Below are 25,378 nucleotides of genomic sequence, written 5' to 3' on the forward strand. Positions count from 1 at the left end.
CCTAGCTGGCGCCGAGGTCGTCGACGAGGTCGAACAGTTCGTCGTCGGTGGCCGACGACAGGTCGTGCTCCGGCGTCGTGCCGGTCCGCTCGTCGCCGCCGTACTTGGCGAGCAGAGCGGTGAGCCGCATGCGCAGCTTCGCCCGGTCGACGGCGCCGGGTTCGGCGCTGGTGAGTGCCGATTCGAGTTGGTCGAGCCCGGCGAGCACCGAGCTGCTGGGCGTGCCGTCCGCGGCGGGCATGGACTCGTGCAGGTGCGCGGCCAGCGCCAGTGGGGTGGCGTAGTCGAACACCACCGCGGCGGGCAGCCGGACACCGGTCGCCTCGGACAGCCGGTTGCGCAGCTCCACCGCGGCGAGCGAGTCGACGCCGAGTTCGGTGAACGTGCGGTGTTCGTCCACGGCGTTCGGCGAGTCGTGGGCCAGCACCCCGGCCGCTTCGGCGCGGACCAGCGCCAGCAGCGCCTTCTCCCGGTCCGGTCCGTCCAGCCCGGCCAGCGAGGCGGCGGGCGTGGCCCGGGCGGCCGTGGCGGGGGCTTCCCGGACCAGGCCGCGCAGCACCGCCGGGACCGGCCCGCCGGACCGGACGGCCGCCCGGTCCAGCCGCATCGGCGCGAGCACCGGTTCGTCGACGGCCCGGGCCAGGTCGAACAGCTGGAGCGCCTCCGCGGTGGCCAGCGGCCGCAGTCCGGCGCGGGCGATGCGGGCCAGGTCGGCGTCGCCGAGGGAGCCGGTGATGCCGCTGCGCTGCTCCCACAGGCCCCAGGCCAGCGAGGTGGCCGGGAGTCCCGCGGCGTGCCGGGCACGCGCCAGGGCGTCCAGTGCGGCGTTGGCCGCCGAGTAGGCGCTCTGCCCGGCCGCCCCGAGCACCCCGGCGGCGGAGGAGAACAGCACGAAGTCGGTCAGCTCACGGTCGCGGGTCAGCTCGTCCAGCCATCGCGCGCCGAGCACCTTGGGGGCCAGCACCGCCCGCAGCCGCTCCTCGGTGAGGTCGGTGACCAGGCCGTCGTCCACGACCCCGGCCGCGTGCACCACCGCGGTCACCGGGTGCGCGGCCAGCAGCGCGGCCACCGCCTCCCGGTCGGCCACGTCACAGGCCGCAATGCGTACGGTGGCGCCGAGTTCGCGGAGTTCGGCGGCCAGGTCGGCGGCGCCCGGGGTGTCCGGGCCGCGGCGCCCGGTGAGCACCAGTTGGCGCACTCCGCAGTCGGCGGCCAGGTGCCGGGCCAGGGCCGCGCCGAGCCCGCCGAGCCCGCCGGTGATCAGCAGCGTGCCGTCCGGGTCCCAGGCGGTGCCGTCCCGGCCGGTGATCCTGGACAGCGGCACGGGGGACAGCCTCGGCACGAGGATCTCGCCGTCGCGCACCACCAGTTGGCCGCCCGGCACGTTCCACGCCGCGGCGGGGATGCTGTCACTGTCGGTGCCCTCGACGTCGGCCAGCAGGAAGCGGTCCGGGTGTTCCTGCTGCACCGAGCGCAGCAGGCCCCAGACGGCGGCGGCGGCCGGTTCGGTGCGCGCGTTCCGGGTGCGCAGCGCCAGCCGGGTGCCGGCGAAGCGGTCGTCGGCCAGCCAGGTGCGTACGGCGTCCAGCGCGCGGCCCGCCGCGACGGCCGGGTCGGCCTCGGTCCCGGCCGGCACTACCACCACCGCGGGCAGTTCCCCGTCGGGCAGCTCGGCGAGGCCGGCGCAGGTGAGCATGCTCGGTTCTGGGCCGGTCGGGAGGGTGGCGGACACCAGATCCTCGACGTACAGGGATTCGTGGTGGCCGAGCTGTTCGGCCGAGATCGGCCGGACGGCGAGGGATTCCACCACGCCGACCGGCGCACCCGCCGGGTCGGCCAGTTCGATGCGGACCGCTTCCGCGGCGACCGGGGAGATCCGCACCCGCAGCGCGGACGCCCCGGTGCGGCGCAGCGCGATCCCGTTCCACGCGAACGGCAGCAGCGTGCGGCCGTCCTCGTTCCCGTGCACGTACCGCATGGCGTGCAGGGACGCGTCCAGCAGCGCGGGGTGCAGTCCGTAGCGGCCGGTGTCGGTGAGATCGGGCAGGGCTATCTCGGCGAAGACCTCGTCGCCGCGCAGCCAGGCCGCGCGCAGCCCTTGGAACGCCGGGCCGTACTCCAGTCCGACAGCGGCGAACTCGGCGTAGGCCGGGCCGACGTCGAGTGCGGTGGCGTCCGCCGGCGGCCAGGTGACCGGCCCGGCCTGCGGAGCGGCCACCACCGGGCCGAGCACGGCGCGGGCGTAGCAGGTCCAGGGGGTGCCGTCCCCGGCCGGGCGTGCGTGCACGGTCAGCGGCCGGTCCCCCGCCGCGCCGGGCGCACCGACACGCATCTGCACCTCGACGGCACCCTGCTCGGGCAGCACCAGCGGCGCCTCCAGCGTCAGCTCCGCGACCTCGCCGGCGCCGGTCTCCGCGGCGGCGTGCAGGGCCAGTTCGGCGAACACGCTGCCGGGCACCACGGTCGCGCCGAGCACGGTGTGCTCCCCCAGCCAGGACTGCGCCCCGGTGGACAGCCGGCCCGACAGCAGGAACGCGTCCTCCTCAGCGAGCTCCACGACCGCGTCCAGCAGCGGGTGGCCGCCCCGGTGGGCCGGTTCGGCGTTGTCCAGCCAGTAGCGGCGGCGCTGGAAGGCGTAGGTGGGCAGCTCGATGCGGGCGGCGTCGGGCAGATACGCCGCCCAGTCGACCGTGCCGCCGTGCACGTGAAGGCGGGCCAGCCCGGTGGGCAGAGTCACCGACTCCGGCTGGTCCCGGCGCAGGAGCGGGACGAACGCGGCGGTGGCGTCCTCGGGCAGACAGTCGGGTCCGGCAGCGCTCAGCGCGGTGTCCGGGCCCACCTCCACGAAGAGTCCGACGCCCTGTTCGTGCAGGTGGGCCACAGCGTCGGCGAAACGTACGGTCTCCCGCACGTTGCGCACCCAGTAGTCGGCGGTGGTGGGCCGCGCGGCGACCTCCACCGTGGACACGAACGGCAGGGTCGGCTCGGCGAACCGCAACCCGGCCACCACTTCATGGAACCGCTCCATCACCGGTTCCACCAATGGCGAATGGAACGCATGGCTCACCCGCAACCGGGTGCTGCGCCACCCACGCCCCGCCGCCTGCTCCGCAACGGCCTCCACCGCCGACTCCGCACCGGAGACCACCACCGACCGCGCCCCGTTCACGGCCGCGATCCCGACCTCCCCCGACAGGACTTCGGCAACGTCCGCCTCGGAGGCGTTGACCGCGAGCATCGCCCCACCCGCAGGCAACTCCTGCATCAACCCGGCCCGCGCACACACCAACGCCACCGCATCGTCCAGCGACAGCAACCCCGCCACATGCGCGGCAGCCACCTCACCGACCGAGTGCCCGGCCACGAAGTCCGGCCTTACGCCGAACGACTCCAGCAACCGGAACAGCGCCACCTCCAACGCGAACAGACCACACTGCGCGAACAACGTCTGATGCAGCTGCTCACCACCGTCGAGAACCACCTCGCGCACCGACTGGCCCAGCACCGACTCCAGCCGCGCACAGCAGTCCTCGAACGACTCCGCGAACGCCGGGTAGCGCTCCAGGAGTTCACGGCCCATCCCCGACCACTGGGAACCCTGACCCGAGAACAGGAAACCGGTCAGCCCACCCCTGTCGGCCACACCACTGATCACCCCGGACGCACCCTCCGCCAGCGCCTCCAGCCCGGCGAGCAACTCCTCCCGGTCACCGGCCACCACCGCACCCCGGTGCTCCAGGGCCGCGCGGGACAACGCCGCCGCACGCGCCACCTCGGCCACCGCGACCCCCGGCTCGGCCAGCAGATGCTCCCGCAGCCGCGCGGCCTGCCCCCGCAGCGCCTCGGCACTACGGCCGGACACCAGCACCGGCACCGGCAACTCCCCCGGCACAGCAGGTACGTCGGCGGGCTCGACCCCGGGCGGCTGCTCGATCACGACGTGGGCATTGGTGCCGCTCACCCCGAACGCCGACACGGCAGCACGCCGGACGCCGGTTTCCGGCCAGTCGACCGCTTCGGTGAGCAGCCGCACCGGTCCCGACGACCAGTCCACGTGCGGGGTGGGCTCGTCCACGTGCAGGGTGCGGGGCAGGATGCCGTGCCGCATCGCCTGGACGACCTTGATGACACCCGCGACGCCCGCGGCGGCCTGGGTGTGGCCGATGTTGGACTTCACCGACCCCAGCCACAGCGGCCGGTCGCGGTCGGCGCCGTAGGTGGCCAGCAGGGCCTGGGCCTCGATCGGGTCGCCCAGGGTCGTGCCGGTGCCGTGCGCCTCCACCACGTCGATGTCCGAGGGCGACAGTCCGGCGGCGCTCAGCGCGGCCCGGACGACCCGCTCCTGCGAGGGCCCGTTGGGGGCGGTCAGCCCGTTGGAGGCGCCGTCCTGGTTGACCGCGGAGCCGCGCAGTACGGCCAGCACCTGGTGGCCGTTGGCGCGCGCGTCGGACAGCCGCTCCAGCACCAGCATGCCGACGCCCTCGGACCAGCCGGTGCCGTCGGCCGCGGCGGAGAAGGACTTGCAGCGGCCGTCGGCGGCCAGGCCGCGCTGCCGGTCGAACTCGCGGAACGGGGTGGGACTGGACATGATCGTCACACCGCCGGCCAGCGCCAGGGTGGACTCGCCGGAGCGCAGCGACTGGGCGGCGAGGTGGAGCGCCACGAGTGAGGACGAGCAGGCGGTGTCCACGGTGACCGCCGGGCCGGTGAACCCGAAGGTGTAGGCGACGCGGCCGGTGGCGACGCTGCCCAGGTTGCCGTTGCCCAGGTAGCCCTCCAGTTCTTTGGGCACGTGCGCCAGCCGGGTCGCGTAGTCGTGGTACATCAGCCCGGCGAACACGCCCGTGCGGCTGCCGCGCAGGGTCAGCGGGTCGATCCCGGCGCGTTCGAACGCCTCCCAGGACAGCTCCAGCAGCAGCCGCTGCTGCGGGTCCATCGCCAGCGCCTCGCGCGGGGAGATACCGAAGAAGCCGGGGTCGAAGTCGGCGGCGTCGGCCAGGAATCCGCCCAGGCCGACCGGGAGTGCCTCCAGGTCCCAGCCGCGGTCGGCGGGGAACCCGGAGATGCCGTCCCGGCCCTCGGCGACCAGCTCCCACAGGTGTTCGGGCGTGCTGACCCCGCCGGGGTAGCGGCAGGCCATGCCGACGATGGCGATCGGCTCGTCCGCCGCGGACGCCACGGCGGGTGCGGTGTCCTTGGGTCCGCTCTCCGTGTCGCCGGCCTCGGCGAGGACGAATCCGGCCAGCTCGGCCGGGGTGGGGTGGTCGAACACCAGGGTGGTGGGCAGCCGCAGCCCGGTGGCGGTGCCGAGCCGGTTGCGCAGTTCGAGCGCGGTCAGCGAGTCGAAGCCGAGGTCGGCGAAGGACTGTTCCGCGCCGATCTGTTCGGCCCCGGCCAGGTCCAGAACGCCGGCGGCCTGGGTCCGTACGAGGTCCAGGGCGGCCCGGCGACGCTCCGGCGCGGGCAGTGCGCGCACCCGGTCGGCCCAGCCGGACTGCTGCGGTGCGCGGCGGCGACCGCGCACCAGGCCGGTGAACACCGGGGGCAGCGGGTCCAGTCGGTGCAGGGCGGCGGTGTCCAGCCGCATCGGCAGCAGGGCGGCCTCGGTGAGTCCGAGTGCGGCGTCCAGCAGTGCCAGGGCGTCGTCGGTGGGCAGGGCGGCGATGCCGCTGCGGGCGATGCGGGCCAGGTCGGCGTCGCCGAGGGAGCCGGTGATGCCGCTGCGCTGCTCCCACAGGCCCCAGCCCAGAGCGTGAGCGGGCAGTCCGTCGGCGCGGCGCTGCCGGGCCAGCGCGTCCAGCGCGGCGTTGGCGGCGGAGTAGGCGGCCTGCCCGGGGTTCCCGAGGGTCGCGGAGGCGGAGGAGAACAGCACGAATGCGGTGAGGTCCCGGTCGCGGGTCAGCTCGTCGAGCCACTGCGCGCCGAGCACCTTGGGGGCCAGCACCGCCCGCAGCCGCTCCTCGGTGAGGCCGGTGACCAGGCCGTCGTCCACGATTCCGGCCGCGTGCACGACCGCGGTCACCGGGTGCGCGGCCAGCAGCGCGGCCACCGCCTCCCGCTCGGCCACGTCACACGCGACCACCGCCACCTCGGCACCCCGCTCACGCAGCTCACCCACCAGCGCGGCCACACCGGGCGCCTCACCACCGCGCCGGGACACCAGCACCACAGCACCCACCCCGTGACGCTCCACCAGATGCCGCGCCACCAACTGCCCCAGCGTGCCGCTCGCCCCGGTGATCAGCACCCGGTCACCGACCGACCAGGGCACCTCACCCACCGCCTCCACCACCCGCGCGAGCCGCGGCACCAGCACCCGCCCCGCACGCACCGCAAGCTGCGGCTCCGCGGTACCGGCCAGCGCTGCGGTCAGCTCCTCGTCCGTGGGGGCGGGGCCGGACGTGTCCAGCAGCACGAACCGGTCGGGCCACTCGGCCTGCGCCGAGCGCACCAGGCCCCACACGGCCGCACCGGCCGGGTCGGGCACCTCCTCGGCGGTGGTGGCGACCGCGCCGCGGGTGACCAGGACCAGCCGGGCGCCCGGCGCGGGCTCCTCGGCCAGCCAGCCGCGTATCCGCTCCAGCACGGCGGCGGTGCGCTCGACCACCGGGGTTTCCTCGACCCGGACCAGCACGTCGGCCCCGGTGTCCCGGTGCAGGCCGGCCCGGGCGGGCGTCCAGTCCAGCCGGTACATCGAGTCCAGCCGTGCGGCCGGACGCAGTTCGCCGGTCAGGGCGCGCAGCACCACGCTGTCGATGGTGCCGACGGGCGCGCCGCTGCCGTCGGCGATGTCCACCCGTACCGCGTCGTCCCCGGCGGCGGTGAGCCGGACCCGCAGCGCAGCCGCACCCGCGGCGTGCCAGCGGACCCCGCGGAAGGCGAACGGCAGGCGCAGGGCCTCGTCGCCGCTCAGGGCCAGGGCGTGCAGCGCGGCGTCCAGCAGCGCCGGGTGCAGGCCGAACTCCTCGGCCTGGCCGCGCTGCCGCTCGGGCAGGGCGATGTCGGCGAAGATCTCGTCACCGCGCCGCCAGGCCGCGCGCAGCCCTTGGAACGCCGGTCCGTAATCGAGGCCCGTCCCGGCGAGCCGGGGGTAGAACTCGTCCAGCGCGACGGGTTCGGCGCCGGCCGGGGGCCACTGCACCAGGTCAGGACCGGGACCGTCCCCGGTGTCTTCGGCGTCCTCGGTCAGCACACCTGTGGCGTGCCGGGTCCAGGGCAGTGCGGTGTCCTCGGGCCGGGAGTGCACCTCGACGGTGCGGGAGCCGGTGTCGTCGGGTTCGCCGATGCCGACCCGCAGGGCCAGGCCGCCCTCGGCGGGCAGCACGAGCGGGACCTCCAGGGTCAGCTCGTCCAGCCGGGCGTCGCCGAGCAGTTCGGCGGCGTGCCGTACGAGTTCGACGAACGCGGTGCCGGGCAGCACCACGGTGTCGGTGACCCGGTGGTCGGCCAGCCAGGGGTGGGCGCGCAGGCTCAGCCGACCGATCAGGACGGTGTCGATCGCCCCCGGGAGGGCGACCACCGCGCCGAGCAGCGGATGCTCGGCGGGCTGGGCACCGAGCGCTGCCGGGTCGGCCTGCTCGGCGGGCTCCAGCCAGTAGTGGCGGCGCTGGAAGGCGTAGGTGGGCAGCTCGACCGGCTCGGCGGCGGGCAGATAGCGGGTCCAGTCGATGCTGCCGCCGTGCACGTGGAAGCGGGCCAGCCCGGTGGCCAGGGTCACCGATTCGGGCTGGTCCCGGCGCAGGAGCGGGACGAACGCGGCGGTGGCGTCCTCGGGCAGACAGTCGGGTCCGGCGGCGCTCAGCGCGGTGTCCGGGCCCACCTCCACGAAGACTCCGACGCCCTGTTCGTGCAGGTGGGCCACAGCGTCGGCGAAACGCACCGTCTCCCGCACGTTGCGCACCCAGTAGTCGGCGGTGGTGGGCCGCGCGGCCACATCCACCGTGGACACGAACGGGATACGCGGAGTGGAGAAGGCGAGACCGGCGACAGCGGCACGGAACCGCTCCAACACCGGCTCCACCAACGGCGAATGGAACGCATGGCTCACCCGCAACCGGGTGCTGCGCCACCCACGCCCCCCCGCCTGCTCCGCAACAGCCTCCACCGCCGACTCCGCACCGGAGACCACCACCGACCGCGCCCCGTTCACGGCCGCAATCCCGACCTCCCCCGACAGGACTTCGGCGACCTGCGCCTCGGAGGCGTTGACCGCGAGCATCGCCCCACCCGCAGGCAACTCCTGCATCACCCCGGCTCGCGCACACACCAACGTCACCGCGTCATCGAGGGACAGCACGCCCGCCACGTGCGCGGCGGCCACCTCACCGACCGAGTGCCCGGCCACGAAGTCCGGCGTTACACCGAACGACTCCAGCAACCGGAACAGCGCCACCTCGAACGCGAACAGACCACACTGCGCGAAAAGCGTCTGGTTCAGCCGTTCACCACCGTCGAGAACCACCTCGCGCACCGACTGGCCCAGCACCGACTCCAGCCGCGCACAACAGTCCTCGAACGACTCCGCGAACACCGGGTAGCGCTCCAGGAGTTCACGGCCCATCCCCGACCACTGGGAACCCTGACCCGAGAACAGGAAACCGGTCAGCCCACCCCGGTCGGCCACACCACTGATCACCCCGGACACACCCTCCGCCAGCGCCTCCAGCCCGGCGAGCAACTCCTCCCGGTCACCGGCCACCACCGCACCCCGGTGCTCCAGGGCCGCGCGGGTGGTGGCCGTGGCGAACGCCAGGCGGGGCACGGTCAGTTCGGGGTCGGCCGCGACGGACTCGCGCAGCCGGGCCGCCTGGGCGGCGAGACCCGCCTGGCCTCGGCCGGACACCACCACCGGCACCGGCAGCGAGAGCACCGGTCCCGGCGCGGTCTCGGTGTCCGGCTCGGGCGCGTCGTCGGCCGGTACCGCCGCTGGGGCCTCCTCCAGGACGACGTGGGCGTTGGTGCCGCTGATGCCGAACGAGGACACGGCGGCGCGCCGCGGGCGCTCACCGCGCGGCCAGGACACCGCCTCGGTGGCCAGGGACAGCGTGCCGGACGACCAGTCGATGTGCGGGGACGGGACGTCCGCGTGCAGCGTCTTCGGTACGGTCCCGTGGTGCAGCGCCAGCACGGACTTGATGACCCCGGCCACGCCTGCGGCGGCGAGGGTGTGCCCGATGTTGGACTTCACCGTGCCGAGCCACAGCGGCCGGTCGCGGTCGGCGCCGTAGGTGGCCAGCAGTGCTCCCGCCTCGATCGGGTCGCCCAGTGAGGTGCCGGTGCCGTGCGCCTCCACCACGTCGACGTCCGAGGGCGACAGGCCGGCGGCGTTCAGCGCGGCCCGGATGACCCGCTGCTGCGAGGGCCCGTTGGGGGCGGTCAGCCCGTTGGAGGCGCCGTCCTGGTTGACCGCGGAGCCGCGGATGACGGCGAGCACCGGGTGGCCGTTGCGCCGCGCGTCGGACAGCCGCTCCAGCACCAGCACGCCGACGCCCTCGGCCATGCCCATGCCGTCGGCCGCGGCGGAGAACGCCTTGCAGCGGCCGTCGGCGGCCAGCACCCGCTGGCGGCTGAACTCGACCAGCGGCCCGGGCCCGGCCAGTACGGTCACGCCGCCCGACAGGGCGAGGGAGGACTCGCCGTTGCGCAGTGACTGGACCGCCAGGTGCAGGGTGACGAGCGAGGTGGAGCAGGCGGTGTCCACGGTGATCGCCGGGCCCTCGACGCCGAGGGTGTAGGAGATGCGGCCGGACAGCACGCTGGACACCACACCGGTGACCAGGTGCCCTTCGACGCCGGCAGGGGCCTGCGCGAGGCGGGTGCCGTACTCCTGGTGGTTCTGGCCGACGAACACGCCGGTGCGGGTGCCGCGCAGCCCGGTGGGGTCGATGCCGGCCCGTTCCAGCGCCTCCCAGGAGGTTTCCAGGAGCAGCCGCTGCTGCGGGTCCATGGCCAGCGCCTCACGGGGTGAGATGCCGAAGAAGCCCGCGTCGAAGGCGCCGGGGTCGTCCAGGAAGCCGCCGCGCCGCACGTAGCTGTGGCCGGAGCGGTCGGGGTCCGGGTCGTAGAGGTGCTCGATGTCCCAGCCGCGGTCGGTGGGCAGCTCACCGGTGACGTCGCGGCCCTCGGCCAGCACCCGCCACAGGTCCTCCGGGGAGCGCACCCCGCCGGGGTAGCGGCAGGCCATGCCGACGACGGCGATGGGTTCGGTGCGGGACTGCTCGACCTCCTGCAGGCGGCGGTTGGCCTTGCGCAGGTCGACCATGACCCTTTTCAGGTAGCCCCGGAGCTTCTCTTCCTCGGACACGTCCAATTCCCTCTCAGCTCTCCCCGAGCTCCCGGTCGATGAGGTCGTAGATGTCCTCGTTCGACGTAGGGTCGAAGTCGTCGTCGTCCCCGCCGACCAGCGACAGCATCGCCCGCAGCCGCTGCTCGATCTCGGCCCGCTCGCCCTCGACGACGTCCGCCGTGGACAACCGCTGGGTGAGCCGGTCGAGTTCGGCGAGGACGGGTGGTTCGGCGGGGGCCAGCCGGCTGCGCAGGTAGTCGGCCATGGCGGCCGGGGTGGGGTGGTCGAAGACCAGCGCGGCGGGCAGGGTCAGTCCGGTTGCCTCGGCGAGCCGGTTGCGCAGTTCGATGCCGGTCAGCGAGTCGTAGCCCAGGTCGCGGAACGCCCGGTCGGGCCCGATCCCGGTGGTGCCGGTGTGGCCCAGGACCAGGGCGGCCTGCTCGCGCACCAGCCGCAGCAGGGTGCTGCGGCGTTCGGCGTCCGGCAGCCCTTCCAGCTGCTGCGCCCAGGCCGAACCGGACGGCTGCGCCTGCGGTTCCCCGGGGCCGCGCAGGGCACGCTGCGCCTCGGGGATCTCGGCGAACAGCGGCCTGCTGCGGGACGAGGTGAACAGCGGCATGAACGTCGCCCACTCCACGTCGGCCACCGACATGCCGGTCTCGTCGCGCTCCAGGATGGTGCGCAGCGCGTCCAGCGCCGGCCCGGGGGCGATCAGCGGCAGGCCCTGGCGGCGCAGGTGGTCGGCGTCCACCCCGTCGGGGAAGCGGGCGCCGTCCCACACGCCCCAGGCCACCGAGGTCACCGGCAGACCGGCCGTGCGGGCCTGTTCGGCCAGTGCGTCCAGTTCGGCGTTGGCCGCGGCGTAGGCGCCGTGGTCGCCGCTGCCCCACACTCCGGCGATGGAGGAGTAGAAGACCAGGGCGTCCAGCTCGGCCGGGTCGAGCAGCTCGATGAGGTGCCGGGCGCCCTGCACCTTGGCGGTGAGGACGTCGGCGTACTCGGCGAGGCCGGTGTCGGGCAGTGCGGCCAGGCGCATCAGCGCGGCGGCGTGCAGCACGGTGCGCACGGTCTCGCCCTGCTCGCGCAGCTCGTCCAGCAGGGCCGCGACGGCGGTGCGGTCCGCGATGTCGCAGGCCCGTGCGGACAGCCGTACGCCGAGGCCGTCGAGTTCGGCGGTCAGTTCGGCGACGCCTTCGGCGTTCGCGCCGCTGCGGCTGACCAGTACGACGTGCTGGGCGCCGAGTCCGGCCAGCCAGCGGGCGGCCTCCGGGCCGAGGGCGCCGGTGCCGCCGGTCACGATCGCGGTGTCCCTGGCCTGCCAGCCGCCCGCCGGGCCGCCGGTGGGCGGGGCGTGCACCAGCCGCCGCAGCAGCGTGCCGCCGCCGCGCACGGCCAGCTGGTCCTCCTCGCCCCAGCCGCCGGCCAGTACGCCGCGCATCTGCTCCAGCGCGGCCTCGTCCAGTTCGGCGGGCAGGTCCACCAGGCCGCCCCAGAACGCCGGGTGCTCCAGCATCGCCACCCGGCCGAGGCCCCACACCTGCGCGGCGCTCGGCTCGCGCACCGGGTCGGTGTCGCCGGTGCTCACGGCGCCGGAGGTGACCAGCCACAGCGGCACCGCGGCGGACAGATCGCCCAGTGCCTGCACCACCGCCAGGGTGGCGGCCACCCCGGCGGGCACCACCGGGTGCCGCGGGTGCGGGCGGCGGTCGGCGGCCAGCAGGGACAGCACCCCGCGCGGGGTGTGCTCGGCCAGCGCCCGGCGGAGCCGCCCGGTCAGGGCGGCGCGGTCGGCGTCCTCGGTGTCGACGGTGAGGACACGTACCGGGAGGCCGCTGGTGAGCGTCTTCAGCCACTCCGGGTCCGCTCCGCAGGCGGGCAGCAGAGCGAGCCACTCGCCGGCCGGTTCGGTGCGCCGCGGTGCCCCGGCGGCGCGCCACTCGACGCGGTAGCGCCACTTGTCGGAGCGGGACGCGGCCTGCCCGGCCAGCCAGTACCAGCGGTGCTGGAAGGCGTAGGTGGGCAGGTCCACCGTCCGCGCGCCGGTCCCGGCGAAGACCTCGGCCAGCCGCACCCCGGCCCCGCGGACGTGTGCCTCGGCCAGCGACTGGGCGAAGCGCGGCCAGCCGCCGTCGTCGCGGCGCAGCGTGGACAGCACGGCGGCCCGTGCCCCGGCGGCGTCCACGGTCTCCTGCACGCCCGGGGCGACCACCGGGTGCGGGCTGATCTCCAGGAAGGTGCCGATCCCGGCGTCCAGCGCGGCACGCACCGCGTCCGCGAACCGGACGGTCTGCCGCAGGTTGGTGTACCAGTACTCGCCGGTCAGTTCGCGGGTGTCCAGCCGCTGCCCGGTGACCGTGGAGTACAGCTCGACGCGCGCCTCCCGCGGGGTGATCCCGGCGAGGAGCCGGGCCAGGCTGTCCTTGACGGCGGTGACGTGGGTGGAGTGCGAGGCGTAGTCCACCGCGATGCGCCGGGCGCGCACGCCGCGCGCCTCGCAGACGGCGCGCAGGTCCTCCAGGGCGGAGGGGTCGCCGGAGACGACGGTGGAGGTGGGGCTGTTGATCGCGGCCACGCCCAGCCGGTCGTCGGTGAACAGGGCCCGCACGTCCTCGGCGGGCAGCGCGACCGTCATCATGCCGCCTTTGCCGGACAGTTCGGTCAGCGCCCGGCTGCGCAGGCACACCACGGCGGCGGCGTCGGCCAGGGACAGCGCCCCGGCCACGCAGGCGGCGGCGATCTCGCCCTGCGAGTGGCCGATCACGACCTCGGGTTCCACGCCGTGCGCGCGCCACAGTGCGGCCAGTGACACGTTGACGGCGAAGGTCACGGGCTGGACGACGTCCACCCGTTCCAGCGCCGGGGCGCCGGGCACGCCACGCAGGACGTCGAGCACCGACCAGTCCACGTACGTCTCGATCGCGGCGGCGCACTCGGCCAGCCGGGCGGCGAACACCGGGGCGCTGTCCAGCAGGTGCAGGGCCATTCCGGCCCACTGCGCGCCCTGTCCGGGGAACACGAACGCCACGCGCCGCGCGGTGTCGGTCGCGGTGCCGCGCACCACACCCGGGGTTTCCCTGCCCTCGGCCAGGGCGCCCAGCCGTTCGCCGAGTTCCTCCGGGTCGGCGGCGAGCACGACCGCGCGGTGTTCCAGGGCGGCCCGGGCGGTCACGCTGGACCAGGCGATGTCGAGCACCCTGCTGCCGGGGTGGCCGTCGAGGTGGGCGGCCAGGCGGGCGGCCTGTTCGCGCAGGGCGTCCTCGTCCTGCCCGGACAGCGCGACCGGCAGCAGCCGCGGCGCGGTGTCCGGCTGCGTCGCACCGGATGCGCCGGACAGGTGCGCCGCACCGGAGACACCGGCCGGTCGCGTGGCGCCGGATGCGTCGGCCGGATGCGTCGCGCCGGATGCGTCGGCCGGATGCGTCGCACCGGGTACGTCGGCCGACTCGGCCTCCGCCTGCTCGACGATGACGTGGGCGTTGGTGCCGCTGATGCCGAACGAGGACACCGCCGCGCGGCGCGGGCGGCCGGTGTCGGGCCAGGGCCGCTCCTCGGTGAGCAGCCGCACCTCGCCGGACGCCCACTCCACGTGCGACGACGGCTCCGTCACGTGCAGCGTGCGGGGCAGCACCCCGTGCCGCAGCGCCTGCACCATCTTGATCAGGCCGGCCACACCGGCCGCCGCCTGCGCGTGCCCGATGTTGGACTTGACGGACCCCAGCCACAGCGGGTCTCCGTCGCGGTCGCGTCCGTAGGTGGCCAGCAGGGCCTGCGCCTCGATCGGGTCGCCCAGCGGCGTCCCGGTGCCGTGGCCCTCCACCGCGTCGACGTCCCGCGGGGAGAGTCCGGCGGCGGCCAGCGCGGAGCGGATCACCCGTTCCTGCGAGGGGCCGTTGGGTGCCGTCAGGCCGTTGGAGGCGCCGTCCTGGTTGACGGCCGAGCCGCGCAGGACGGCCAGGACGCGGTGGCCGTTGGCGCGCGCGGCGGACAGCGGTTCGAGCAGCAGCAGGCCGACGCCCTCGGCCCAGCCGGTGCCGTCCGCGCCCTCGGCGAAGGACTTGCAGCGGCCGTCCGGGGCCAGTCCGCGCTGCCGGGAGAACGCGGTGAACGTGGTCGGCTCGGCCATCACGGTCACGCCGCCGGCCAGCGCCATCGAGCACTCCCCCGCGCGCAGCGCCTGCGCCGCGAGGTGCAGTGCCACCAGTGAGGAGGAGCAGGCCGTGTCCACGGTGACGGCGGGGCCCTGCAGGCCGAGGGTGTAGGCGACCCGGCCGGAGGCGACGCTCGCGGCGGTGCCGGTGAGCAGGTGCCCCTCGACGCCTTCGGGCAGCTCGCGCAGGGTGGTGGCGTAGTCGTGGTACATCACGCCGGTGAAGACGCCGGTCTGGCTGCCGCGTACGGAGGACGGGTCGATGCCCGCCCGTTCCAGGGTCTCCCAGGCGATTTCGAGCAGCAGCCGCTGCTGGGGGTCCATGGCCAGCGCCTCCCGCGGGGAGATGCCGAACAGTCCGGCGTCGAACCGGCCGGCGTCGTAGAGGAAGCCGCCGTGCCGGGTGTAGGAGTGGCCCGCCCGGTCCGGGTCCGGGTCGTACAGCCCGGCCACGTCCCAGCCGCGGTCGGTGGGGAACCCCCCGATGGCGTCGCCGCCGGAGGCCACCAGGTCCCACAGGTCCTCCGGTGAGGTGATCCCGCCCGGGAAGCGGCAGGCCATGCCGACGATGGCGATCGGTTCGTCTCCGGTCGCGGCGGCCGCGGCGGAGGCGGTCGCGGCGGTGGTGTCCGGGGTGGTGTTGTCGCCGACCAGTTCGCCGCGCAGGTACCGGGCCAGCCCGGCCGGGGTGGGGTGGTCGAACACGAGCGTCGCGGGCAGGCGTACCCCGGTCGCGCGGCCGAGCCGGTTGCGCAGTTCCACGGCGGTCAGCGAGTCGAAGCCGATGTCCTTGAACGGCCGGTTCGGTGACAGCCGACCGGGGTCGGAGTGGCCGAGCACGACGGCCGCCTGGGCGAGCACCAGGTCTTCGAGCACCCGCAGGGGGTCCTGCTCGGTGAGGCGCCGGCGCAGTCCGTCGGCGCCGTCCGCCGCGGCGGTGTCGGTGGCGGCGGCGCGGCGCACCACCGGCACCAGGGCGCGCAGCACCGGGGACAGCGTTCCCTCGGCCGCGCGTTCGCGCAGCGCCGCCGGGTCCAGGCGGGCGGCGAGCGGTGTGGGGTCGTCCAGGGCGGTGGCGGCGTCGAACAGGTCGAGCCCGGTGGCGGTGTCCAGCGGCAGCACCCCCGCGCGGGCCAGGCGTGCCCGGTCGGTGTCGGCCATCTGCCCGGTCATGCCGCTGCTCTCGGCCCACAGTCCCCAGGCGACCGCGGTGGCGGGCAGCCCGGCGGCGCGGCGCCGCGCGGCCAGTCCGTCCAGCGCGGCGTTGGCTGCCGCGTAGGCGGCCTGCCCGGCGTTGCCGAGTGTCCCGGCGACCGAGGAGAAGAGCACGAACGCGGTGAGGTCGGGGCCGGTCAGCTCGGCGAGGTGGCGTGCGCCGTCCACTTTCGCGCGGAACACCTCGGCGATGCGCTGCGGGGTGAGCGCGGCGAGCACGCCGTCGTCGAGGACGCCGGCCGCGTGCACGACCGCGGTCACGGGGTGCGCGGCCAGCAGCGCGGCCACCGCCTCCCGCTCAGCCACGTCACACGCGACCACCGCCACCTCGGCACCCCGCTCACGCAGCTCCCCCACCAGCGCGGCCACACCGGGCGCCTCCTCACCGCGCCGGGACGCCAGCACCACAGCACCCACCCCGTGACGCTCCACCAGATGCCGCGCCACCAACTGCCCCAGCGTGCCGCTCGCCCCGGTGATCAGCACCCGGTCACCGACCGACCAGGGCACCTCACCCACCGCCTCCACCACCCGCGCGAGCCGCGGCACCAGCACCCGCCCCGCACGCACCGCAAGCTGCGGCTCCGCGGCCCCGGCCAGGCGTGGCAGCAGCGCGTCGGACGCGGCGTGCCCGTCGGTGTCCGCGAGGACGAAACGGTCCGGGTTCTCCGTCTGGGCGCTGCGCAGCAGGCCCCACACCGCGGCGGCGTCCGGGTCCACGGGCGCGTCCTGCGGCCCGGTGGCGACGGCGTTGCGGGTGAGCAGCACCAGGGTGGACGCGGCGAACCGCTCCTCGGCCAGCCAGCGTTGCGCCACCGCCAGGGCGTCGAACACGCCGGTGACCGGGACGCCCACCGCGGCGGGCACCTGATCGCCCAGCCCGTCCAGCCCGGCCGGGTCCGGCAGCAGCGTCCACGCGCCGTCCTGCGCGGGGGCCGCCGACGGTGTCCAGTCGGTGCGGTACAGGTGGTCGCGGCGGCCCGCGGCGAGTTGATCGGCGGTCACGGGGCGGAAGGCCAGCGAGTCGACGACCAGGACGGGCTGGTCCTCGGTGTCGGTCATGGTGATGGACACGGCTCCGCCTGCCGCGGGGCGCAGCCGCACCCGCGCAGCGGCGGCGCCGGACCGGTACAGCCGGACCCCACCGAAGGCGAACGGCAGCAGGGTCGCCGAGGCCGGGTCGGCGGCGCTGTCGGCGGGGAGGGCCGCGTGCAGCGCGGCGTCCAGCAGCGCGGGATGCAGGCCGAAGGCCCCGGCTTCCTCCGTCGCCGGTTCGGGCAGGGCGACTTCGGCGAAGATCTCGTCACCGTGCCGCCACATCCGGCGCAGACCCTGGAAGACCGGCCCGTAGCCGTAGCCGAGCCGGGCCAGCTCCGGGTAGCGGTCGGCGGGTTCGACCGGTACGGCGCCCTGCGGCAGCCAGGTGCCGGTCGCGGGGGCGGGCACCTCGGCGGCGCCGAGCCTGCCCGTGGCGTGGTGCGTCCAGTCGGGGGTGCCGCCCTGCCGGGAGTACACGTCCACGGCGCGGCCACCGTCCTCGCCGGGGGCGCCGAGCACCACCTGCACCCACACGCCGCCGCGTTCGGGCAGCGGCAGCGGCGCGTGCAGGGTCAGTTCCTCCAGGACCCCGCAGCCCGCCTCGTCCCCGGCGCGCACGGCCAGCTCGACGAAGGCGGCGCCGGGCAGTACGGCGGTGCCGAACACGGCGTGGTCGGCGAGCCAGGGCTGGCGCCGGCGGGACAGCTCACCGGTGAGCAGCAGTTCGCCGGTGGAGGCCACGGGCGCGGCGGCGCCCAGCAGCGGGTGCGCGGTGGCGTCCAGCCCGAAGCCGGCCGGGTCGGAGCCGCCTTCCGGGGTGGACAGCCAGTAGCGCTCGCGCTGGAAGGCGTAGGTGGGCAGCTCCGCCCTCGGGCCGGTGGCGCCGAACGCGGCGGTCCAGTCCACCGCGACCCCCCGCACGTGGGCCTCGGCCAGCGACAGCAGGAACCGGTCGGGGCCGCCCTGGTCGCGGCGGAGCGAGCCGACCACCACGGCCGTGCTGCCGGCCGACTCGACGGTGTCCTGGACGGCGGCGGTCAGGATCGGGTGCGGGCTCGCCTCCACGAACACCCGGTGCCCGGCGCCGTCCAGCGCGCGGATCGTCTCCTCGAACCGGACGGTCTGCCGCAGGTTCCGGTACCAGTACTCGGCGTCCATGACCGCGGTGTCCAGCCGCTCGCCGGTCACCGTGGAGTAGAACGGGATGTCGGCGCCGCGCGGCTCCAGCCCTGCCAGCCGGTCCAGCAGGTCCGCGCGGATGCGTTCCACCTGCGCGGAGTGCGAGGCGTAGTCCACGGGCACCAGCCGGGCCCGTATGCCGTCGGCGGTCAGTTCGTCGGCCAGTTCCCGCAGGGGGCCGGGTTCGCCGGAAAGGACGACCGCGGCGGGCCCGTTGACGGCGGCCACCGACACCCGGTCGGCCCAGGCCGCCAGCCGTGGCTCCAGTTCGGCGACCGGCAGGGCCACGGACATCATTCCGCCGGTGCCGGACAGCGCGCCGATCGCGGCGCTGCGCAGCGCGCTCACCTTCGCCGCGTCGCGCAGGGACAGGGCCCCCGCCACGCACGCGGCGGCGATCTCGCCCTGCGAGTGACCGACCACCGCGTCCGGCTCCACCCCGAAGGACCGCCACAGCGCCGCCAGCGACACCATCACCGCGAACGACACCGGCTGCACCACATCCACCCGGTCCAGCGACGGCTGACCCGCCTCACCCCGCGACACACCGAGCAACGACCAGTCCACGAACTCGTCCAGCGCCGCCGCACACTCCCCCATCCGCGCCGCGAACACCGACGACGACTCCAGCAGCCCCACCGCCATCCCGGCCCACTGCGCCCCCTGCCCCGGAAACACGAACACCGTGCGGCCGTCCACGTCGGCCACCCCGCGCACCAGGCCGGGCGCTTCGCCGTCGGCGGCCAGGGTGCGCAGGCCGCGTACGAGGTCGGCCTGGTCGGTGGCGGTGAGTACGGCGCGGTGCTCCAGTGCGGCCCGGGCGGTGGACGCCGCGCGGGCGATGTCCGCGAGGGGTGCAGCGGGGTGCCGGTCCAGGTGCGCGGCCAGGCGCTCGGCCTGTGCGCGCAGCGCGGCCGGGGAGTGCCCGGACACCACCACCGGCACCGGACCCGACCGCAGCGCCGCACCGGGCACGGACTCCGGTTCCGCCGCTGTCTCGGACGGCTCGGGTGCCTGCTCGACGACCACGTGCGCGTTGGTGCCGCTGATGCCGAAGGAGGACACCCCGGCGCGGCGCGGGCGGCCGGTGTCCGGCCAGGGCCGTGCCTCGCTCAGCAGCCGTACGCCGCCCGCCGACCAGTCCACGTAGGGGGAGGGCTCGTCCACGTGCAGGGTGCGCGGCAGCGTCCCGTGCCGCAGCGCCTGCACGACCTTGATCACGCCGGCCACGCCGGCCGCCGCCTGGGTGTGGCCGATGTTGGACTTCAGCGATCCCAGCCACAGCGGCTCACCGGCGCGGTCCCGGCCGTAGGTGGACAGCAGGGCCTCGGCCTCGATGGGGTCGCCCAGGGTGGTGCCGGTGCCGTGCGCCTCCACGAGGTCCACGTCCGAGGGCGACAGGCCGGCGGCGGTCAGCGCGGAACGGATCACCTCTTCCTGCGCGGGGCCGTTCGGCGCGGTCAGCCCGTTGGACGCGCCGTCCTGGTTCACGGCCGAGCCGCGCAGCACCGCCAGTACCGGGTGGCCGTTGGCCTGCGCGTCGGACAGCCGCTCCAGTACGAGCTGTGCGGCGCCCTCCGCCCAGCCGGTGCCGTCGGCCGCCGCCGCGAACGACTTGCACCGCCCGTCCGGCGACAGCCCGCGCTGCCGGGAGAATTCCACGAAGATGCCCGGCGTGGACATCACCGTCACTCCGCCGGCCAGGGCCAGCGAGCACTCCCCCGCGCGCAGTGCCTGCGCCGCCAGGTGCAGCGCCACCAGCGACGAGGAACACGCCGTGTCCACGGTGACGGCGGGGCCGCGCAGTCCCAGGCTGTAAGCGATCCGGCCCGAGGCGACGCTCGCGGTGGTGCCGGTGAGTACGTAGCCGTCGAGGCCGTCGGCGCCCTCGTGCATGCGCGGACCGTAGTCCTGCGCCATCACCCCGGCGAACACCCCGGTCCGGGTGTCCCGCAGCGACAGCGGGTCGATTCCGGCCCGCTCCAGCGCCTCCCAGGAGGTCTCCAGCAGCAGCCGCTGCTGCGGGTCCATGGCGGTCGCCTCACGCGGCGAGATACCGAACAGCCCGGCGTCGAACTCCGCGGCCCCGTACAGGAATCCGCCGGTACGCGCATAGCTGCGGCCCGGCCGGTCCGGGTCCGCGTCGAACAGTCTGTCCAGGTCCCAGCCGCGGTCGGTGGGGAAGTCGCCGATCGCGTCGCCGCCGGAGGCCACCAGGTTCCACAGGTCCTCCGGCGAGCCGACGCCGCCCGGGAACCGGCAGGCCATGCCGACGATGGCGATCGGTTCGTCAGCGGGCCCCGCCGCCGCGGCCGGGGAGTCCGTCGGCGTGCCGGTGGCCAGCCGGGCGAGCAGGTGCTCGGTGATCCGCTCCGGGGTCGGGTGGTCCAGCACGACCGTGGCGGGCAGTCGCAGCCCGGTCACCTCGGCCAGCCGCTGCCCCAGCTCCACCGCCATCAGCGAGCCGAAGCCCAGGTCCCGGAACGAGCGGCGCGCGTCCAGCTCCTCGGGCGAGTCCAGCTGCAGCGCCGCGGCCACCTCGGCGCGCACCAGCGCGCGCACCGTCTGCTCCCGCTCGGCCGCGGGCAGCCCGGCCGGCCGCGGCACCGCCGGCGTCTCGCCCGCGGGCGCGTCGACCACGGCGGGCGTCGCGCCGCCGGAGGCGGTCACCCCGGCGATCCAGTGCCGCCGCCGCTGGAACGGGTAGGTCGGCAAGGGGATGCGCCGCGCCCCGGATCCGGCGTAGAAGCGTGCCCAGTCCACCGGCACGCCCCGCACGTGCACCCGGGCCACCGCGGTGAGCAGCGACCTCAGGTCGGGGCGCTCCCGGCCGGCCATCGCGGGGACGAACGCCACGTCCTGCGGCGCGCTGCCCGGGCCCATCGCGCACAGCGTCCCGTCCGGTCCGAGTTCCAGGAACGTCCGTGCGCCGCGCGCGCAGGCCGTGGCGATCGCGTCGGCGAACCGCACCGGCTCGCGCGTGTGCCGCGCCCAGAACTCCGGCCAGTCCAGGCCGGTGACGTCCAGTTCGGCGCCGGTCAGCGAGGTCAGGACCGGCAGGTGGGGCGCCTGCCAGTCGATGCGGGCGGCTGCCGCGCGCATCCCGTCCAGGATGCCGTCCACGGACGGCGAGTGCGCGGCGAGCGGGATCTGGATCCGCCGGGTGCGCCGGCCCTGTCCGGCCCAGCGGGCGGCGATCTCCAGCGTGGTGTCCTCGTCCCCGGACAGCACGGTGGCGGCCGGGCCGTTGAGCGCGGCGATCGACACCAGCCCGCCGGACGCCTCGACGTCCGGCAGCAGTTCCGCCTCGGACGCCTCCACGGCCACCATCGCGCCACCGGGCGGGAGGTCGCCCATCAGCCGGCCGCGGGTGGCCACCAGCGCGCAGGCGTCGGCCAGGGACATCGCCCCGGCGACGTGCAGGGCGGCCAGCTCGCCCAAGGAGTGGCCGAGCACCGCGTCCGGGGTGATCCCCCAGCTCTCCACCAGCCGGAACAGCCCGACGTGGACGGCGAACAGCGCGGGCTGCAGGTAGGCCGAGTCGTCCAGCAGGGCCGCGTCCGCCGAGCCCTCCTCGGCGAACATCACCTCCAGCAGCGGGCGCGGCAGGTACGCGCGCATCTGCTCGCCGATCTCGTCCACCGCCGCGGCGAACACGGGGTAACGCCGGTAGATCTCCCGGCCCATGCCGGGGCGCTGGTTGCCCTGGCCGGCGAACAGGAACACCGTCTGCCCCGCCACGGCCGTCCCGCGCACCACCCGCGCGTTGGCGGTGTTCCCGGCCAGCGCCCCGAGCAGGCCCGGGACCTCTTCGGCGGACTCGGCGACCAGCACCGCCCGCTGTTCCAGGTGGCTGCGTGTGGTGGCCAGCGAGTAGGCCAGGTCCACCGGGTTCGCCGTCTGCTCGCCCAGCAGGCCGGCCAGCTCGGTCAGCGCCTTCGGGGCGCGCGCGGACAGCGGCACCAGCACCGGCCCGTCGTGCTGCCCGGCGTCGCGGTCAGCCGCCGCGCCGGGGGCGGGCGGCTCGGCGAGCACGACGTGGCAGTTGGCCCCGCCCATGCCGAAGGAACTCACCCCGGCGAGCAGCGGGCCGCCGGCGGCGGGCCACGGCCCGGCCTCGGTGACGACCCGCAGCCCCAGCTCGTCCTGCGGGATCCGCGGGTTGGGGGTGGCGAAGTTCAGGCTGGGCACCAGTTCCCGGCGCGACAGGCACAGCACCGTCTTGAGCAGGCCGGCGATCCCGGCCGCGCCCTCCAGGTGCCCGATGTTCGTCTTCACCGAGCCGACCAGCAGCGGCCGTTCGCGCCGCGCCACCGCGCCCAGCGCCGCCGCCTCGACGGGGTCGCCCAACGGCGTTCCGGTGCCGTGCAGTTCCACGTAGCTCAAGTCGGCCGGGGACACTCCGGCCGCCGCGCAGGCCATCCGCAGCACGTCCTGCTGCGCCTCCTGCCGGGGTGCGGTCAGCGAGTCGCCGCCGCCGTCGTTGTTGGCCGCGCTGCCGCGGATCACGGCGTGCACCGTGTCCCCGTCGGCGAGCGCCGCCGACAGCGGCTTGAGCACCAGCACCGCGCCGCCCTCGCCGCGCACGAACCCGTTGGCCCGTTCGTCGAAGGTGTAGCAGCGGCCGTCCGGGGAGGTCGCGCCCAGCGCCCGGGTGACGTCGTAGCCGTCCTGGACGAGGTTCAGGTTGACGCCGCCGGCCAGCGCCACCGTGCACTCGCCCGCCGCCAGCGCCTGGCAGGCCAGGTGCACCGCGACCAGCCCGGAGGACTGGGCGCTGTCCACCACGAGGCTCGGCCCGCGCAGTCCCAGCGTGTAGGACACCCGGTTGGCGATCATGGCGCGGTTGCGGCCGGTGGCGGTGTGCGGGCTCAGCCGTGTGCCGCGCAGCGTGGCGTAGTCGTCGTAGGTGGCGCCGACGTACACCCCGGTGCCGGGTACGGTGCCGTCCTCGCCGTCTCCCGGGAGGATCCCGGCGTCCTCGAACGCCTCCCAGGCCAGCTCGAGCACCAGCCGCTGCTGCGGGTCCAGCACCGCGGCCTCACCCGGCGATACGCCGAAGAACCCGGCGTCGAACGAGTCGACCTGGTCGAGGAAGCCCGCCCGCACGGGCTCGCCCGAGGGCAGCACGGGCACGGCGGGGCCTTCGGGGTGGCAGCGCCGCGGGCCGGGTTCGCCCAGCGCGTCCCGCCCGTCGCGGAGCAACTGCCAGAAGGCGGCGGGGTTCGCCGCCCCCGGCAGCCGGCAGGCCAGGCCGACGACCGCGACCGGCTCTTGGTGAGCAGCGTTACCCATTCGGGTCTCCCCCTCCACGTCGCCTCACTGCTGAGGGCACGTCAGGTCTGCCCGGCCGGCATCCCGGACGGACTGTTGCGCGCCAATGCGGGCACGGCGCCGGATGCCTCGTCTCGGACATCCGGCGTCTTCAGCCGACGGAGCAGACCCCCCGGACCCCACAGAACGCACCGGCTTCCGGACCGGTCACGGATCCGCGCACCGGCACCCGTGCCCTGCGATCTGCCGTGGTCGCTGCCCCGTGCGACCACCGTCCCCCTGCGACCGCCGCCCTTCGGGCCCCCGCGGCGGTCGTGTTCGCGGCACCTGCCGCGAACCGTGGCCCGACCGGCCCGCTCAGGCCCGGACGAACTCCACCGGCACCTTCAACGCCACCGTGTGCTTGCTGTTGTTGGCCCAGGGCACCGGCCCGGTCAGCCGCACCTCGGCGACCCGGTCGAGCAGCACGCTGAACAGCGTGCGCAGTTCGATGCGGGCCAGATCCACCGCGAGACAGCTGTGCGGTCCCCAGCCGAAGGCGAGGTGCGGGTTGGGGTTGCGGCGCACGTCGAAGGACATGGCGTCGGCGAAGACGCTCTCGTCCCGGTTGGCCGACGCCCACCACAGCGTCACCTTGTCGCCGCGGCGGATCTGCGTGCCCTGGAACGTGAAGTCCTCGGTGGCGGTGCGCCGGTTGTACGGCGTCGGAGTGGACCAGCGCATCATCTCCTCGATCGCGCTGTCCAGCAGGGCGCGGTCGGCGCGCAGTGCCTGCCACTGGTCCGGCCGTTCGGCCAGGGCGAGCAGGCCCACCGCGATGACGTTGCGGGTCGGTTCGCTGCCGGCCAGGGACAGCAGGTTGACGAACACCTCGCGCTCGTAGTCGCGCAGCGGGGGTTCGCCGTGGCCCTCCGGCAGGTCGCTGGAGGCGATGACGGACAGGAAGTCCCGCGCCGGGTCGGCCCGCTTCTCGGCGAGCAGCTTCACGCCGTACTGGTACATGGCCAGCAGCGCTTCCTGGCTGCGGGAGGAGGATTCGCCGGACTCGCGGTCCTCGTAGCCCATCACCACTTCGGTCCAGTCGACGAACTGCGGCCAGTCCGCGCGCGGCACGCCCATCAGCGCGGCCATGATCTCGACGGAGAACCGGCCCGCGACCTCGTTCTGGAAGTCGCAGGAGCCCCGCTCCACGACCTCGGAGACGATCGCCTCGGCCCGTTCGGTGATGGTCGCAGTCAGCGCCTCCAGCACCGGGCCGGTGACCGAGGGGGTCACCAGGTCGCGCAGCAGCTTGTGCCGGGGGTCGTCCATCATGTTGAGCATCGCGCCGGAGTAGGTGCCGGCGGGCAGATCGTCGAGGTGGGTGCCGCCGCCCTCGCGGCCGCCGCCGCCCTGGGAGGACAGCAGCGGATGGGCCGCGGCCTCGACCACGTCGGCGTAGCGGGAGAGGACCCAGAAGTTCTCGCCGTCGCGGGTGCGGCCGGGCGGGTGCAGCAGGACGGGCGCTTCCTTGCGGAGTCGGGCGAAGACCTCGTGCGGGAACCCGTCGCCGAACCGATCCTGGTCGCTCAGATCGAACCCGCCGAGAACGGCGGGTAGTTCGCTTTGGGAAACCTCGGTTGCGCTTCGCAATGTCGGGACCGCTGGTTGCTCCAACGACATGACCTCTCCCCTTTTTACAACGACGCACCGAGGACGTCGAAAAACATCAGTAGTGTCACCCGATCGTGGAAAAGCCGTCAAGCGATGGCATGGCCGGATTCGATTGGGCACCCCAAGTCTGCTGTTTCGTCCGGTGATTCCGTTTGTGGAGAGCAACCGGACGATCAACTACCGCACTTTTTGACTCAGTTGGCCGACGGTGACCGGCACGCACCGATGATCCCACCGGGTAGGCAGGGAATTCCCCGGCACTGCCAGGGGAATGACGCGTAAGGGGACACAAAGGGTGACCTGTTCCGGCAGGAGTCGAGCGGGTTTCGAGTCGTGCCGATGCCCACTCGGGACTTTTTCCGGCAACGAACGGCGGCAGCTTCCGGACGCCGCACGAGAACAGTCTGACAATTTCCAGCCAAATCTGGTTCGTGCAGGAACATGCAAGAGCGGCCGGTTCATGCCACGCAAAAGCGGACCTCGGCGCTCCGCGCAGGCGGTGATACGTGAGTGGCCGGCCGGCCCGGGAGAGAAGGCCGCGACGGGCACCGCCAAGCCGTCGACCGGGTCGGCTCCATCCAGCTCGT

At 74.9% G+C, this 25,378-nt stretch carries 3 protein-coding genes; all 3 read right to left on the reverse strand.

Going from position 1 to position 25,378, the window contains the following annotated elements; translation table 11 throughout:
* Window position 1: 1 nt before the first annotated feature.
* Window positions 2–10,303 carry a type I polyketide synthase gene (locus tag AB0M97_RS16560; protein WP_365961567.1) on the reverse strand — a complete coding sequence of 3,434 codons (10,302 nt, stop codon included), beginning with the start codon at window positions 10,301–10,303 and terminating at the stop codon, window positions 2–4.
* 13 nt (window positions 10,304–10,316) lie between these two features.
* A complete protein-coding gene (locus tag AB0M97_RS16565; RefSeq protein ID WP_365961568.1) occupies window positions 10,317–23,159 on the reverse strand; it encodes a type I polyketide synthase in 12,843 nt (4,280 codons plus the stop codon).
* A 336-nt stretch (window positions 23,160–23,495) separates the two neighbouring features.
* Window positions 23,496–24,770 carry a cytochrome P450 gene (locus AB0M97_RS16570; RefSeq protein WP_365961569.1) on the reverse strand — a complete coding sequence of 425 codons (1,275 nt, stop codon included), beginning with the start codon at window positions 24,768–24,770 and terminating at the stop codon, window positions 23,496–23,498.
* Window positions 24,771–25,378 lie beyond the last annotated feature (608 nt).

The sequence above is a fragment of the Streptomyces sp. NPDC051207 genome, assembly GCF_040682395.1.
Taxonomy (GTDB): domain Bacteria; phylum Actinomycetota; class Actinomycetes; order Streptomycetales; family Streptomycetaceae; genus Streptomyces.

What these genes read in the sequence shown, in the direction of transcription:
- AB0M97_RS16565 (WP_365961568.1), bottom strand. Translation starts at nt 23,159, where the DNA reads ATGGGTAACGCTGCTCACCAAGAGCCGGTCGCGGTCGTCGGCCTGGCC.